The 14,971-nt window shown below is 42.6% G+C and carries 17 protein-coding genes, 1 pseudogene and 1 other annotated feature; of the genes and pseudogenes, 16 read left to right on the top strand and 2 right to left on the bottom strand.

From position 1 onward, the window contains the following. Window positions 1-38: 38 nt before the first annotated feature. The 13 genes from minC to pheA all read left to right on the top strand — a co-directional run bounded on the left by minC (window position 39) and on the right by pheA (window position 9,562). The gene (minC, locus tag ACXAEO_RS02520; protein WP_474877592.1) at window positions 39-707 is read left to right on the top strand and encodes a septum site-determining protein MinC; all 669 of its coding nucleotides are present in this window, start codon (window positions 39-41) and stop codon (window positions 705-707) included. A gap of 17 nt (window positions 708-724) precedes the next feature. Further along, window positions 725-1,522, top strand: a complete 798-nt coding sequence (gene minD / locus ACXAEO_RS02525) for a septum site-determining protein MinD (RefSeq protein ID WP_474877594.1) — start codon at window positions 725-727, stop codon at window positions 1,520-1,522. Between the two features lie 179 nt (window positions 1,523-1,701). After that, a complete protein-coding gene (locus ACXAEO_RS02530) occupies window positions 1,702-2,490 on the top strand; it encodes a peptidoglycan DD-metalloendopeptidase family protein (RefSeq protein ID WP_474877597.1) in 789 nt (262 codons plus the stop codon). Then, window positions 2,483-3,349 (top strand): M50 family metallopeptidase, encoded by an 867-nt coding sequence (locus tag ACXAEO_RS02535; protein ID WP_474877599.1) that lies wholly within the window; start codon window positions 2,483-2,485, stop codon window positions 3,347-3,349. Before ACXAEO_RS02530 ends, ACXAEO_RS02535 begins: the two co-directional genes overlap by 8 nt. Before the next feature lie 104 nt (window positions 3,350-3,453). Beyond that, window positions 3,454-3,894 (top strand): hypothetical protein, encoded by a 441-nt coding sequence (locus ACXAEO_RS02540; RefSeq protein WP_474877601.1) that lies wholly within the window; start codon window positions 3,454-3,456, stop codon window positions 3,892-3,894. Beyond that, a complete protein-coding gene (locus ACXAEO_RS02545) occupies window positions 3,891-4,928 on the top strand; it encodes a ribonuclease E/G (RefSeq protein WP_474877603.1) in 1,038 nt (345 codons plus the stop codon). Before ACXAEO_RS02540 ends, ACXAEO_RS02545 begins: the two co-directional genes overlap by 4 nt. 112 nt (window positions 4,929-5,040) lie before the next feature. Continuing rightward, window positions 5,041-5,113, top strand: a sequence feature (ribosomal protein L21 leader region). A 13-nt stretch (window positions 5,114-5,126) separates the two neighbouring features. Continuing rightward, a complete protein-coding gene (gene rplU / locus ACXAEO_RS02550; protein WP_078413911.1) occupies window positions 5,127-5,435 on the top strand; it encodes a 50S ribosomal protein L21 in 309 nt (102 codons plus the stop codon). A gap of 11 nt (window positions 5,436-5,446) precedes the next feature. Continuing rightward, window positions 5,447-5,779 (top strand): ribosomal-processing cysteine protease Prp, encoded by a 333-nt coding sequence (locus tag ACXAEO_RS02555; RefSeq protein WP_474877607.1) that lies wholly within the window; start codon window positions 5,447-5,449, stop codon window positions 5,777-5,779. A gap of 15 nt (window positions 5,780-5,794) precedes the next feature. Next, window positions 5,795-6,085 (top strand): 50S ribosomal protein L27, encoded by a 291-nt coding sequence (gene rpmA / locus ACXAEO_RS02560; protein ID WP_028395039.1) that lies wholly within the window; start codon window positions 5,795-5,797, stop codon window positions 6,083-6,085. Between the two features lie 256 nt (window positions 6,086-6,341). Next, complete coding sequence (locus ACXAEO_RS02565; protein WP_474877612.1) at window positions 6,342-6,875, top strand: Spo0B C-terminal domain-containing protein; 534 nt, start codon at window positions 6,342-6,344, stop codon at window positions 6,873-6,875. Window positions 6,876-6,912: 37 nt separating this feature from the next. Then, a complete protein-coding gene (obgE, locus tag ACXAEO_RS02570) occupies window positions 6,913-8,202 on the top strand; it encodes a GTPase ObgE (RefSeq protein WP_474877614.1) in 1,290 nt (429 codons plus the stop codon). A 30-nt stretch (window positions 8,203-8,232) separates the two neighbouring features. Next, entirely contained in the window at window positions 8,233-8,682 is a 450-nt protein-coding gene (locus ACXAEO_RS02575; protein ID WP_474877616.1) for an ACT domain-containing protein, read from the top strand. A gap of 25 nt (window positions 8,683-8,707) precedes the next feature. After that, window positions 8,708-9,562 (top strand): prephenate dehydratase, encoded by an 855-nt coding sequence (gene pheA, locus ACXAEO_RS02580; protein ID WP_474877618.1) that lies wholly within the window; start codon window positions 8,708-8,710, stop codon window positions 9,560-9,562. A gap of 58 nt (window positions 9,563-9,620) precedes the next feature. Here the strand turns inward: pheA and ACXAEO_RS02585 are convergent, their stop codons facing one another. Then, the gene (locus ACXAEO_RS02585) at window positions 9,621-10,169 is read right to left on the bottom strand and encodes a 3H domain-containing protein (RefSeq protein ID WP_474877620.1); all 549 of its coding nucleotides are present in this window, start codon (window positions 10,167-10,169) and stop codon (window positions 9,621-9,623) included. 3 nt (window positions 10,170-10,172) lie between these two features. Then, entirely contained in the window at window positions 10,173-11,324 is a 1,152-nt protein-coding gene (locus ACXAEO_RS02590; RefSeq protein WP_474877624.1) for an IscS subfamily cysteine desulfurase, read from the bottom strand. 95 nt (window positions 11,325-11,419) lie between these two features. On the opposite strand from ACXAEO_RS02590, the gene nadB reads away from it, so the two are divergent. From nadB to nadA, 3 genes and pseudogenes are all read left to right on the top strand, one after another. Next, window positions 11,420-12,973 carry an L-aspartate oxidase gene (gene nadB, locus ACXAEO_RS02595; RefSeq protein WP_474877627.1) on the top strand — a complete coding sequence of 518 codons (1,554 nt, stop codon included), beginning with the start codon at window positions 11,420-11,422 and terminating at the stop codon, window positions 12,971-12,973. A gap of 1 nt (window position 12,974) precedes the next feature. Continuing rightward, the gene (gene nadC, locus ACXAEO_RS02600; RefSeq protein WP_474877629.1) at window positions 12,975-13,808 is read left to right on the top strand and encodes a carboxylating nicotinate-nucleotide diphosphorylase; all 834 of its coding nucleotides are present in this window, start codon (window positions 12,975-12,977) and stop codon (window positions 13,806-13,808) included. 62 nt (window positions 13,809-13,870) lie between these two features. After that, a pseudogene (gene nadA, locus ACXAEO_RS02605) lies at window positions 13,871-14,928 on the top strand (quinolinate synthase NadA). Window positions 14,929-14,971: the final 43 nt, after the last annotated feature.

Genomic DNA, 14,971 nt, shown 5'->3' on the forward strand with positions numbered 1-14,971 from the left:
GTCTATGTCGAAATTATTCATTCGTTGAGGTGAACGTCATGAATAGACAAAAACAGCATAATGTAGTCATTAAAGGAACAAAGGATGGTCTGACGCTGCATCTCGATGATACATGTTCTTTTCAAGAACTAGTAAGCGAGCTTGAAACGAAGCTGTCGACAAACCAACATGGAGATAACGGACAGCTTGTAGCGGTCCAGTTGAAGGCAGGAAATCGCTATTTAACATCACAACAAGAAGAGCAGTTAAAAGCGGTCGTCAACCAAAAAAATCATTTGGCTGTGAGTGCCATTGACAGCAATGTCGTGTCAAAAGACGAAGCTGTTCGCTTAAAAGAAGAAGCGGAAATTGTAACGTTTTCGAGAATCGTTCGTTCTGGTCAAGTGCTGCAAGTGAGCGGTGATTTATTGCTCATCGGAGATGTCAATCCAGGGGGAACGGTTATTGCTGGAGGAAACATTTTTATTTTAGGCGGATTAAGAGGCATTGCTCATGCAGGGTACGGTGGAAACACAGAAGCCGTCATCGCTGCTGCTGCCATTGAAAACGCCCAGCTCCGCATTCATGATGCAATACTGAACCCGAAAGAGAGTAAAATTCGTGAAAAGGTATCCTATATGCAGTGCATTTATTTGGATGAACATGGGGAAATAGCTGTGGAGAGAGTTCAATCCATGCCGCATCTAAGACCTAATTTGACACGCTGAGAAAGGAGAAATGAACAGTGGGAGAGGCTATAGTTATTACGTCAGGAAAAGGTGGAGTCGGGAAAACGACGACGTCTGCCAACTTGGGTACAGCGCTTGCTTTGTCCGGTAAACGGGTCTGCTTAGTTGATACAGATATCGGTTTGCGGAACTTGGACGTTGTGATGGGGCTGGAAAATCGCATTATTTACGATCTTGTCGATGTTATTGAAGGCCGCTGTACACCCCAAAAGGCGCTCATTAAAGATAAGCGCTTTGAGTGCTTATATTTGCTTCCTGCCGCCCAAACAAGCGATAAGTCAGCTGTAACTCCTGAGCAGATGAAGCAATTGGTAGTCGAGTTGAAGCAAGAGTTTGATTATATCATTATCGACTGCCCGGCTGGTATTGAGCAAGGCTACAAAAATGCAGTGGCAGGAGCGGACAAGGCGTTAGTCGTGACGACTCCGGAAGTGTCCGCCGTTCGAGATGCAGATCGCATTATCGGTCTTTTAGAAAAAGAAGATATTGAGTCACCGAAGCTCATTATTAACCGTATTCGAAATCATATGGTGAAAAACGGAGACATGTTAGATGTAGATGAAATCGTGTCACTGTTGGCGATTGATTTGATTGGAATTGTCGCCGATGATGATAGTGTGATTAAAGCATCCAACAGTGGTGAACCGATTGCCATGGATCCATCAAGCAAGGCATCACTTGCATACCGTAACATTGCCCGTCGCATTCTTGGGGAATCTGTTCCGCTTCAGTCTCTTGATACAGAAGAAGCAGGTGTGTTTGCGAAGCTGAAGAAATTCTTTGGTGTTCGATAAGTGAATGACAGCCTATAGAGCTGCCTGTTCATACATAGTATTATTCAAGCGTTCAATCCATTTTGGATTGAACGTTTTTTGTTTATCCCGCATAAACAGGCAGCAACTTCTGTTGTGTCATAACCGTCAAGGACAAGTCATACATTGATAGAAACAAGCTTAAAAGGGATGATGAAAAGATGAATCGACGCGCTGAAGAAATTAAAAAACGCATTGCCGAGCGCAAAAAGAGGCAGGGAGCCAATCAAAGCAGCCATCCGTTTTCTTCCTATTCCATCTTGAGTGACGAAGAACGATACGGTGCAGAGCATATGCCGGTGGTGGAATATTCTCAGCCTTCTTATGAACAACGTTCCTCCCACACCCGATTTTTTCAAACGGAATGGCTTGTCTTTAAGTTTTTAGCTTCTGTATGTTTAGTGCTCGTAGTCGGGATTTTATTTAAAAACAGCTCCCCTAGTTTCGACGAAGCAAGGCAATATGTGAAGCAGACGATGGAAACAGAATTTCAATTTGCGGCCGTTTCGAATTGGTATGAAGAAACATTCGGACAGCCGCTCGCTCTTTTACCGGTTGAAACGAACGAAGAACCAGTCCCTTCTACTCCATCGCAATATGCCATTCCTGCTTCAGGAAAAGTACTAGAAACGTTTGAGAAGAACGGGCAAGGCATCATGATTGAAACCGGAAGTCAGTCTTCAGTGGAAGCGATGAGTGAAGGCATTGTCACATTTGCAGGAAATAAAGAAGATAGTGGGAAAACGGTCATCATTCAACATGCAGATGGGAGTGAAACGTGGTATGGTCAGCTAGAGAAAATCGATGTCAATTTATATGATTTTGTTGATAAGGGAAAGACAGTGGGAAAAGTGCTTAATAACCAAGACGGCAAAACGGGAACATTTTATTTTGCCATTAAAAAAGGAGAACGATTTATTGATCCGAATCAGGTGATATCCTTTGAATAAACTATTCTCCTTATTAGCAATTGTCCATATCCATCCGCTTCTTTGGGTTGTATTGGGTATTGGAATTATTACCGCCCATTTTCAGCAGCTAATCATGCTTTTTTTAATTGTATTCGTTCATGAAATTGGTCATGCGGTGGCGGCTTCCTTCTATTCTTGGCGTCTTAAAAGAATTATGCTCCTTCCATTCGGAGGAGTAGCAGAAGTCGAAGAGCACGGCAATCGTCCGATGAAGGAGGAACTTGTCGTCACGCTGAGCGGACCTTTTGCCCATGTAGTATTAATGGGTGTTTCGTATGTGCTAGTTTCCTTATCCATCATTTCAGTCGAACAGCATGAGCAATTTCTACTTCAAAATATTATGATTTTAGGGTTCAATTTGCTACCGATTTGGCCGCTGGATGGCGGGAAGCTTTTGTTTTTATTTTTTAGTCGTCAGCGTCCTTTTTTGGAGGCATTTGAACAAGTGTTGTATGCGTCTAGTGTGTTTGTAGGCATTTTACTAATCGGGACCGTTTTGTTCTATTTACAGCAGCTTCACCTTTGGCTTGTTCTTGGCTTTTTAGCTTTTTCCATTTATACAGAGTGGCGGCATAAACAATACGTCTATTTGCGCTTTTTACTCGGTCGTTACCATAGTAAAGAGACCGATATTAGTGAATTAAAACCGTTAATGGCCGCTGCCGGTGATTCCATTCATGATGTGTTAACACGCTTCCAACGAGGATGTAAGCATGTTATTATTGTGAAAAATAAAGAAAATGAGTCCATCCATTTGGATGAAAATGAACTTCTTCATGCCTATTTTTCAGAAAGGCGGTTTCAGTCTCCGCTTGAAGAAGTCATTCCCTTTTATTGATTTTGTGCGGAAATATCGCTACAGTTAATATATAAATTAAGAAAAAGCAAAGTCGGGATTTATATCTCGACTTTTTGTCTGTTATAGAAAAGGTGTGGTTAACAATGAAAAAATGTTACATCAACGCAGCGTCGTCAGCGAAGCGAATTGCACTTGTCGGAGACACTGGCTTAGAGCGGCTTTATTTAGAAGAGCAAAGTAGAGGAGCGCAAACAGCGGGAAGCATTTATTTAGGACGAGTCACGAAAGTATTGCCTGGGATGCAGGCGGCTTTTGTCGATATTGGAGCAGGAAAAAACGGCTATTTGCACCGTGATGACCTCGTGTCTTTTCAACTTGCTTCATCAATTGCTAAAGAACATGACAGTATTTCCAAGTTTGTGAGAGAAGGAGAAGAAATCATCGTTCAAATTGAGAAAGAAGGTATTGGCACAAAAGGGCCGAAGCTGACCTCGATAATTGAACTAGGAGGAGAGCATCTTGTCTATCTTCCGCACGGAAACTATATTGCCGTATCCAAAAAAATGGCGGAAGAAAAAGAGTGAAATGGCGGAGTTTTGCGGAAAAACACCGCCAATCACATGAAGGGCTTGTTGTGAGAACTTCTGCAGAAGAAGCATCGGAGGAGCAGGTATTAAAAGATTGGCACATGCTGAAAGAACGTTCTAAACAAATTCAGCAGCAAAAGGAAGGAAGAAAAGCACCGACTCTTCTCTATGAAGCGCATGATTTCATTATCGGTACTGTCGAGCAGCTTCTTCGCCGAATCGGCTCTTGCGAACTGTACGTGGATGATTATGAGACATACAAACAACTTCAACAAAAAAATATAAATTCAACTGGTTCAATCGTATATTATCAACAACAGGAAAATATTTTTCATTACTATAATGTGGAGCCGGAAATTGACAAACTGATGAAGAAGGCTGTTTGGCTAAAAAATGGTGCGTACATTTTAATTGAGCAGACAGAAGCGATGGTGGTTATTGATGTTAATACAGGGAAATTTTCCGGGAAAGCATCTGAGCGAAACACCATTTTACAAACGAACTTGGAAGCGGCAAAGGAAATCGCTAATCAGTTGAAGCTTCGGAACTTAGGAGGAATGATCTTCATTGACTTCATTAATATGAAGGAACGGGAAGATCGAGACAAAGTGCTGGAGGTTTTACGACATCGAGTGAAGGATGATGATGCAAGGACGACCGTCGTCGGATTTACGGAATTAGGGGTTTTGCAGCTGACACGTAAAAAGGTGAAAGAAAGCATTGAAGCAGCGCTCACGGTTCCTTGTCCTGTATGCAGCGGCACCGGAAGGATTTTAAGCGCAGAAACGATTGCGTATAAAATTGAACGAGAAGTATGGGAGCATCGCCGTATGGAGGAAGAGGCGATATGGATAGAAACGACAGCGCCGGTCATCGATATATTAAAGAAGGATGACTTTTTAGGTGCTTTGGAGAACATGGCGGGTTGTCGAATTTTCCTTACTCTCCGCAACGACTGCCATGATTCGTATTCGATTCGTCACATCGGAAGCATCGAAGTAATTCAAGAAAGAATACGGCATGCCGAGTAAGTAGCAACAACATGCCGGTTTAATTCATAAATAAAAAACGTATTAGACCGTATTTTCCTAGTTGACAGTTCCTTTAGATTTATAGTATGATTTTATTTGTTAGTTTGTAGCACCCGTGCTACAACCGCGCAGATCAGGTTAAAAGTTCATCGCGAACACCTGTGATGGCGAGTCTTAGTTTATTGAGGAGGTGCAAATATGTACGCAATTATCGAAACTGGTGGAAAACAAATCCGTGTTGAAGAAGGTCAAGCTATCTACATCGAAAAGCTTGCTGCTGATCAAGGTGAAACTGTTACTTTTGACAAAGTATTATTCGTTGGTGGTGACAACGTAAAAGTTGGAGCTCCTGTTGTTGAAGGTGCAACTGTAACAGCGAAAGTAGAAAAACAAGGTAAGGCGAAGAAAATCATCGTTTTCAAATACAAAGCGAAGAAAAACTATCGTCGTAAGCAAGGTCACCGTCAACCTTACACTAAAGTTGTTATTGAAAAAATCAACGCGTAAGGCGAAACGTTATGATTAAAGTGACCATAAACCGGAACGAACGTAACGAGATAACGTCTTTTGAAATGAGCGGACATGCTGATTTTGCGAAGCACGGTCAAGATATTGTTTGTGCCGGGGCATCTGCAGTTTCCTTCGGAACGGTAAATGCAATTATTGCACTTTGCAAAATAACGCCAGAAATTGAGCAAGGCGGCAATGGAGGTTATCTCCGTTGTGTGATTCCAACAAATATCGATTCGTCGGTATTTGAAAAGATTCAGTTGCTCTTAGAAGGCATGATTGTGTCACTTCAAACGATTGAACGTGATTACGGAAAATATATTAAAATCCATATAAAATAGCAGGAGGTGGATATCATGTTAAGATTAGACCTTCAGTTCTTCGCTTCTAAAAAAGGAGTAGGTTCTACAAAGAACGGTCGTGATTCTATCGCGAAACGTCTTGGCGCTAAACGCGCTGACGGCCAATTCGTTTCTGGTGGTTCAATTTTATACCGTCAACGCGGTACGAAAATTTACCCAGGTACAAACGTAGGTCGTGGTGGGGACGATACTTTATACGCAAAAGTTGACGGTATCGTGAAATTCGAGCGCTTCGGTCGTGACCGCAAAAAAGTATCTGTATATCCTGTTGCACAAGAGGCATAAGGATAAAAAGAAAACTCTAACCAGCTACGGTTAGAGTTTTCTTTTTGCATTGGCTGTTTTGCATAAAGTTAACTATTTAGGAACAGAATCTGCTATAATCTTACTAACTGTCAATGGAATATCGGAGATTGACAAGCAAGGAATATGATTTCATTGAGGCATGGGCGGGACAACGAAGCAATCTAGCGGGTTAGCTTTAAAGGGAAATGGAAAATCATTGTAGACTCATGCTTGAGAGTAGGTTAGGAGTGCAGATATGGAGAAGGATTGTAATATTGTTCATATATTAAGCTGTGCCAGACATGACTGGTTGAATCAAATCCAATTGATTAAAGGCAATATGGCATTAGATCGCTTAGACCGGGTAAACGAAATCATCGAGGAAATCATTGCGGAAGCAGGTCATGCTTCCAAGTTGACAAACACGAAATTAAACGCTTTCGCTGAGTATGTGATGACATATAATTGGCGAAATACACCTATTCAGCTCGAAATGGAAGTACTCGGTGATGTGAAAGACTTGTCAATCTACGATTCAGCACTTGTCACATGGACAAAAGAGTTAATCCAACTGTTGGAAATGAATGTTGACGGTATGTCCACTCACCATATTAGTGTTTCCTTGCTAATCGAGGACGATTCCATTCGTTTCTTTTTTGATTTTAGTGGAATACTAACTACTAGTGAAACCATTGAAACTTGGTTGGAAAAGCAGGAAGCACAGCCTTTGAAATTAGTGGAGAAGCAGGTTTCAAAAGAGGAATTTCATGTTGTATTGCAGCTTGTGTAATAGCTGTGCAGCATAGATGAACGGAGTGAATCAAACAATGTTTGTAGATCAGGTCAGGATTTATGTTAAAGGCGGAGACGGTGGGAACGGGATGGTTGCGTTCCGCCGTGAAAAATATGTGCCAAAAGGCGGACCAGCTGGAGGAGACGGCGGACATGGATCCGATGTAGTGTTCGAAGTGGAAGAGGGCTTACGTACGCTAATGGATTTCCGATATAAGCGCCATTTTAAAGCACAGCGTGGGGAACACGGCATGTCCAAAGGTCAGCATGGGAAAAATGCAGAGCCGATGATCGTTAAAGTACCACCGGGAACGGTAGTAAAAGACGAGGATACAGGACAAGTTATCGCCGATTTAGTAGAGCACGGGCAACGTGCAGTTATTGCAAAAGGCGGACGCGGTGGACGCGGGAACACTCGTTTTGCTACTCCAGCTAACCCTGCTCCAGAGATTGCGGAAAATGGAGAGCCGGGAGAAGAGCGTTATATTACGATGGAGCTGAAATTACTTGCTGATGTAGGACTTGTCGGATTCCCAAGTGTCGGAAAATCGACGTTATTATCAGTTGTTTCGGCAGCTAGACCAAAAATTGCAGAGTACCATTTCACAACGATTAACCCGAACTTAGGGGTAGTTGAGACAGAAGATGGACGCAGCTTTGTTATGGCAGATTTGCCTGGACTTATTGAAGGAGCGCACCAAGGTGTCGGATTAGGGCATCAGTTTTTACGTCATATTGAAAGAACAAGAGTCATTGTTCATGTGATTGACATGTCCGGAATGGAAGGGCGCGACCCATATGAAGACTATGTAACCATCAATGAGGAACTGCGTCAATATAATTTACGTTTAACAGAGCGACCGCAAATTGTGGTAGCGAACAAAATGGATATGCCGCAAGCAGAAGAAAACTTGGCGGTATTTAAAGAGCAACTAAAGGACGATGTTCCAGTTTTCCCAATCTCGGCTGTTACACGCCAAGGATTGCGCGATCTACTGTTTACCGTTATGAATTTAGTTGAAACAACGGCAGAATTTCCGTTGCAAGAAGAGGAACAGGATTTATCAACACATCGTGTCTTATATAAACATGAAAAAGAGGCACCAAGTTTCTCTATTACAAGAGAAAGCGATGGTTCGTTCGTTCTTTCCGGTGATAAAATTGAAAAACTGTTCAAGATGACGAACTTCTCTCGTGATGAATCGATTCGTCGTTTCTCTCGCCAGCTGCGAAGCATGGGAGTGGACGAAGCGCTGCGTGAACGCGGGGCGCAAGACGGTGACATTATTAAGTTGCTGGAGTATGAATTCGAATTTATTGAATAGTTGTATATACGGCAGGGGGAGGAGCTTGGATTGAGCAAAAAGGATCAACAGTTTTATTTGGTGCGGGAAGACGTATTGCCTGAAGCGATGCAAAAGACGCTTCAGGCAAAGCGGTTGATTGAACGGGGGAAAGCCGATTCCATTGCGGATGCGGTACAGATGGTCGATTTAAGCCGCAGTGCTTATTACAAATATCGAGACACCGTTTTTCCGTTCCATACAATGGTGAAAGAGCGGATTATTACGCTTTTCTTTCATCTGGAAGACCGTTCTGGAACATTGTCGCATCTGTTGGGAGTCGTGGCTTCAGCAGGGTGCAATGTACTGACGATCCATCAGACCATTCCGCTTCAAGGAAGAGCGAACGTGACACTGTCGCTTGATGTGTCAAGTATCCGGCTCGAACTGAATGGTCTGTTGTCGCAATTGAAAAGTTTGGAGTTTGTTGAGAAAGTAGAAGTATTAGGATCAGGTGCTTAAGAAAGAAAAGGCAGGAGAGAGCAAAATGGGGAAAGCAGGCTATCTAGGGCCGAAAGCGACATTTACACATTTAGCTGTTCAAGCAATTTTGCCTCAGCTGGAGCATATTCCATACTATACCATTCCAGCTTGCATTGATGCGGTGGCCAGCGGAGAAATCGAGTACGGAGTCGTACCGGTTGAAAATGCGCTTGAAGGCTCTGTTAACTTGACGTGGGATTATATTATTCATGAAAAAAGATTGCCAATTGTTGGAGAAGTCATTACACCGATTCGGCAGCATTTAATGGTGCATCCGGATTATGCCGAGCGATGGAAGGAAATCAAGATGATTTATTCTCATTCACATGCGATTGCTCAATGCCATAAGTTTTTGCACGGGCATTTATCAAATGTGCCATTAGAGGATACAACTTCTACTGCTTTTGCTGCAAAATATGTCAAGGAACATCCAGAGCGTATGATTGGCGCGATTGCTAACGAATTGGCGGCTGAACAATATGGTTTAACCATCGTTCAAAAAGATATCCATGATTATAATCATAATACAACAAAATTTGTTGTGCTTCATCGCGATGGGACCTCACTTCATCTAGGTGAAGAACGTGAGGGAAGCCACAAAACAACGTTAATGGTGACACTGCCATCCGACCAAGCAGGAACGCTGCATCAAGTATTGTCCGCTTTTTCTTGGCGGCAGCTCAATTTATCTAAAATTGAATCACGTCCGATGAAAACAGGATTGGGTAATTATTTCTTTATTTTAGATATTAACCAACCATTAGATGATGTACTTATTCCGGGTGCCATTGCCGAATTACAGGCTTTAGGATGTTCGGTTCATCTATTAGGGACATACCCTTGCTTTACAATCGACTAACATAAAAAAGAGGATGACTTCGGTCATCCTCTTTTTATGTTAGATAAAATCAATTAGCTTATTCTTCACTTTCTACTAAAAATCCAGCCTGCTCCAATGCCTGGCATGCTTCATCTAATTTTGTAAGAGAGTCCGCTTCAATCGTATGTAGATGAATTCCTTCTGTCAGTTCAGATAAAAAAGAAGCATTTGTTCTTTTCACTTTATCGAGGAATTCTTGCACTTCTTTTCTTGTCCGTACCATAATAGAGGCAGTCAGTTCACCATATACGGGATGTTCAACGATGACATCTTTGACTAAGACGCCGTGATCGACAAGTAAATTTAGCTCATCTGCTGTTTGGGCGGGTTGGTGCTGGCAGACGATTAGTCGCTGGAACGATGGCTGCTCATGTTTTTTATGCATATACACATAGCCTTGGCTTGTGGCGATAATGGGTTCATTCCGTGCCTTTAGCAACGAGATGTCTTGTACGATGATTTGGCGGCTGACATTCGTTCGTTTAGATAGTTCACTTCCTGTTAAAGGGACGCCTTCTGTTTGCAACCATGATAAAAGTAACTTTCTTCGTTCTTCCCCTAATACTTTTTTATGTTTTTCCTTCATTCTTCACACTCCTTGTTCGGTCAAGCAATGGAATTCTCCAATGATTTCTTTCAATAGATGAAACAACTGATTCAATTCATTATAAGATGTATCTTTTCCAAAGGAAATACGAACAAATTGTTTTGCTTCTTCTTCTGTTTTTCCGGTGGCGTTCATAACGGCAGAAGGACGCTGTAATCCAGATTGGCAAGCACTTCCTGTGGAAATGGCAATTCCGTGCCGATTACATTGTAGCATAACATATTGACCTTGAATGTGGCGAATGGTCATTCCGATGACGGATGGAATGCTTTCATCAGCAGCGCCTTCAATAGTGATAAACGATGCGAGCGGATGGATTAACTCAAGCCATTGTGCTTTCAACTGTTCATGAGCATGTCGTTGTTGTTCCATAGTTGCATAGATGTCTTGGGCTGCTGTGATAAAAGAAACAACACCAGGAACGTCAATTGTTCCAGGGCGAAAGCCATTTTGATGGGAAGCATTGGGATAAACGGGCTTCCAATGTACAGCAGGATTCATATAAACAGCCCCTATACCTTTTGGACCATAAATTTTGTGACTGGAAACTGAAAGACTATCAATGTAAGCTTGTCGAACGTCAATGGGCAATTTTCCGAAGGATTGAACACAGTCGCAATGAAAAAGAATGCTTTGTTCTCTTAATATATGTCCAATTTCTTCAATCGGTTGAATAGTACCAACTTCATGATTCACATGCTGGATGGAAACGAGTGCCGTTTCTGGTCTAATAGCAGCTTGAACAGCATCAACAGCTACTTTTCCTTCTCGATTGACAGGTAAATAAGTCACTGCAAATCCTTCTTGTTGTAATTGATCGAATACGTTAAGAATGGAGGAATGTTCGACCACAGTCGTAATGATGTGTTGTTTCGTTGGTGCGCATCCTCCTAATAAAGAACGAATAGCAAGATAGTTAGCCTCCGTTCCACCACTTGTAAAATAAACTCCTTGTTCTAGTCCGTTAATGAATTCGGCAAATTGTTTTCGGCATAAAGCAAGTAATTCTTCTGCTTTCGTACCGACATCATGTAAGCTACTTGGGTTGCCGAAAAAGAGAGTGGCAGTATTCATATAAGCTTTTAGCGCGTGTTCGCTCATCGGTGTCGTGGCTGCGTAATCTAAATAAATCATCGTCCTCAGTCCTTTATATGAAAAAAATCTTGTAATTAATTTAATAATATGTAAATATAGGTGTCAAGACAAGTGTAAACTTTTGGGGTGACGTTATGGATACATATGATGTAATCATTGTCGGAAGCGGTTTGGCTGCTTGGATGTCTGCTTATGCTCTACCGAAAACAAAGAACATTGTCATGCTGACAAAACAATCAAAATGGACGAACAATTCGATGCTTGCTCAGGGAGGAGTTGCAGCTGTGTTCGATGAGGAAGATCATTGGTCGGCCCACTTTGAAGATACGATGACAGCAGGGGGTGGGCATAACTGTGAACAAGCGGTCGAGTATTTAGTGAGGCGAGGGCCTGAACTTATTCGTGAGCTCATTCATGATGGTCTGCAATTTGATCGTGATGAACAAAATCGATGGTTGCTCGGGCAGGAAGGAGCCCACACGTATCGGCGGATTTTACATGCAGGAGGAGATGCGACAGGCAAGGCAATCGTTTCGTTCCTTTATGAACGAACGAAACATCGAGTAACGGTGCTGGAGCATGAAAAGGTGCTGGAATTGATGATGGAGGATGGACGTTGTGTTGGAGTGATGAGTGAAAATCAAAGAGGACATATACGCGCCGTTTATGCACAGCACATTATATTAGCGACAGGGGGATGCGGCGGATTGTATCCGTATACATCCAATACTCAAGAGGCAGTGGGAGACGGCTTGTCACTTGCGTATTGGGCAGGAGCAGAATTGGCCGATTTGGAATTTATTCAATTTCATCCGACTGTACTTGCCAAGAACGGGCAGGCGGTTGGACTTGTATCAGAAGCGGTAAGAGGAGAAGGAGCGGTGTTAGTCACAAAGGAAGGAAGCCGTGTGATGAGCGGCGTGCATCCATTAGAAGATTTAGCGCCAAGAGATATTGTAGCAAGAGAGATTTACTGGCACATGCTCAATGGTGAAGACATTTTTTTATCGCTCAAGAACGTGAATGATTTCACAAAGAAGTTCCCAACCATTACTGCATTATGTAAAAAACATCATATTGATTGGGAGCGGCATTTAATTCCGGTCATGCCAGGCGCGCATTTTCATATGGGCGGCATTAACGTCACTTTGAACGGAGAAACGACAATCCCTCGCTTATATGCGGTGGGGGAAGCAGCCTGCACACGTGTTCACGGTGCCAATCGACTGGCGAGTAATTCGCTTTTAGAGGGGCTTGTGTTTGGGGAACTGACGGCTCAAAAAATAAGTGAAATAAAGAATGAGCCGATTGCCGGCCGTATCGTTCCTGTTCCGACTGAGCGTATGACGTTATCACTTCCTTCTAAGTGGGATATCCAGCAAATGATGATGAAACATGTTGGCATTGTTCGAACTGGTACAGGGTTAAAGGAGATGGTGAAGTTATTAGAAAAGAGTTTGTCCACTGTTAAGGAAAATGTATGGAAGTATGAACGAGAGACGGCAGAGCGGATTCATATTGCGACGGCTGCGTATTTAATTGCCAAATCGGCCTTAGCACGTGAAGAAAGCCGAGGTAGTCATTATCGCCAAGACTTTCCAGCTATGTGTGCGACATGGAACAAGAAAGTCATTATTCAACAGTATGGATCTATAGAAACAGGCTGGTGTGGGGAAGGGGAGAAATAGAATGAATCCGTTGAAAGTAAAAAAACAGCTCGAGCAATTTTTGCTGGAGGATATCGGTGAACGTGATGTTACAAGTACTTGTTTATTTTCCAGTTTTCATACAGGTAGAGCTGAGTTTCGTATGAAAGAAGATGGAATAGCAGCAGGTCTTTCGATCATTGAAGAAGGATACCGTCTCTTAGATTCTTCAATCGAAATTGAATGGCATAAACAGGATGGAGAGAAGGTCAAAGCGGGAGAGACGCTTGCTGTTGTTCATGGGAAAATGGCCGCTATTCTTTCGGGAGAAAGAGTCATTTTGAACTTGCTACAGCGCATGGGTGGAATTGCAACGTTAACGAATCAAGCAGTTGAAGCATTAAACGGCCTCCGGACGAAAATATGTGATACGCGCAAAACAACACCTGGATTGCGGATGTTTGAAAAATATGCAGTTCGCTGTGGTGGTGGAGTAAACCATCGCTACGGGTTATATGATGGTGTCATGTTAAAAGACAATCATATTGCTTTTGCGGGCTCAATTCAAAAGGCTGTGCAGCTAATTCGTAATAAAACGGGACATATGGTGAAAGTGGAAGTGGAAGTGGAAACGAAAGAGCAGTTGCTTGAAGCAATTGACGCCAAAGTGGACGTTATTATGTTTGATAATTGTTCACCAGCTGTGATTAAAGAATGGATAAAACTTGTGCCAGCTTCCATCGTTACGGAAGCTTCTGGAGGGATCGGGTTGAATCAGCTTCACGAATACGGTGTGACAGGTGTCGATTATATCTCGTTGGGGCTGCTTACGCATTCTGTGAAAAGCTTGGACATTAGTTTAGATATTAACATATAAGGCAATATGAGGGGAGATGAGAAGGAATGTTATCCATTTTACAACAGGCGGCAGCTAACGGTATGCCGTCCAAATATGAAGAGATGACCGAAGGAGAACTTGTCGCAAGAGCTAGAGCTATTAAACAGACAATGGGGGAAAAGCTGTTTATTTTAGGGCATCATTATCAAAAGGATGAAGTTATTCAATTTGCAGATGCAACAGGAGATTCCCTTCAATTGGCCGAAGTGGCAGCCAAACAGAAAGACGCAGAATTTATCGTGTTTTGCGGGGTACATTTTATGGCTGAAACGGCAGATATTTTAGCAGAGCCCCATCAAAAAGTCATTTTACCTGATATGCGGGCAGGCTGTTCGATGGCCGATATGGCCAATATAAGGCAAACAGAGCGAGGATGGGAAAAGCTTCAGCAGCTGTTCGGAGAGAGCATGCTGCCATTGACGTATGTCAATTCCACGGCTGAAATTAAAGCGTTTGTCGGACGAAATGGCGGAGCGACCGTTACGTCATCCAATGCACAAAAGATGATTCAATGGGCTTTTACACAAAAAGAGCGGCTTTTTTCCTTCCGGATCAACATCTTGGTCGTAATACAGCGTATGACATCGGTATTCCGCTCGAACAAATGGCTGTTTGGAACCCGCTCACTGAGGCGTTGGAGTTTGAAGGGGATATACGAGACATAAAAGTGATTTTATGGAAAGGTCATTGTTCTGTTCATGAAAATTTTACGGTTGCCAATGTAGAAGACATTCGCCAAAACTACCCAAAGATGAACATTATCGTTCATCCCGAGTGCCGCCGAGAAGTGGTAGCTTTGTCTGATAAGGCAGGGTCGACCAAATATATTATCGATCAAATTTCAGAAGCGCCTTCAGGTTCTGAATGGGCAATTGGAACAGAAATGAACTTAGTGAAACGGTTAATCAATCAGCATACGGATAAAAAAATTATTTCATTAAATCCCCATATGTGTCCATGTTTGACTATGAACAGAATTGATTTGCCGCATCTTGTCTGGGCGCTAGAATCAGTGGAGCAGGGAGAACCAATCAATCGAATCACTGTTCCTGAAAAAACGGCAGACGACGCGATAAAAGCATTGCAGAGAATGTTTTAGTTTGAACTGTTTAGGTTGCTGATAAGCTGGTGTGCTTTTGGTG

The sequence above is a fragment of the Bacillus sp. ABA4_010 genome, assembly GCF_056159105.1.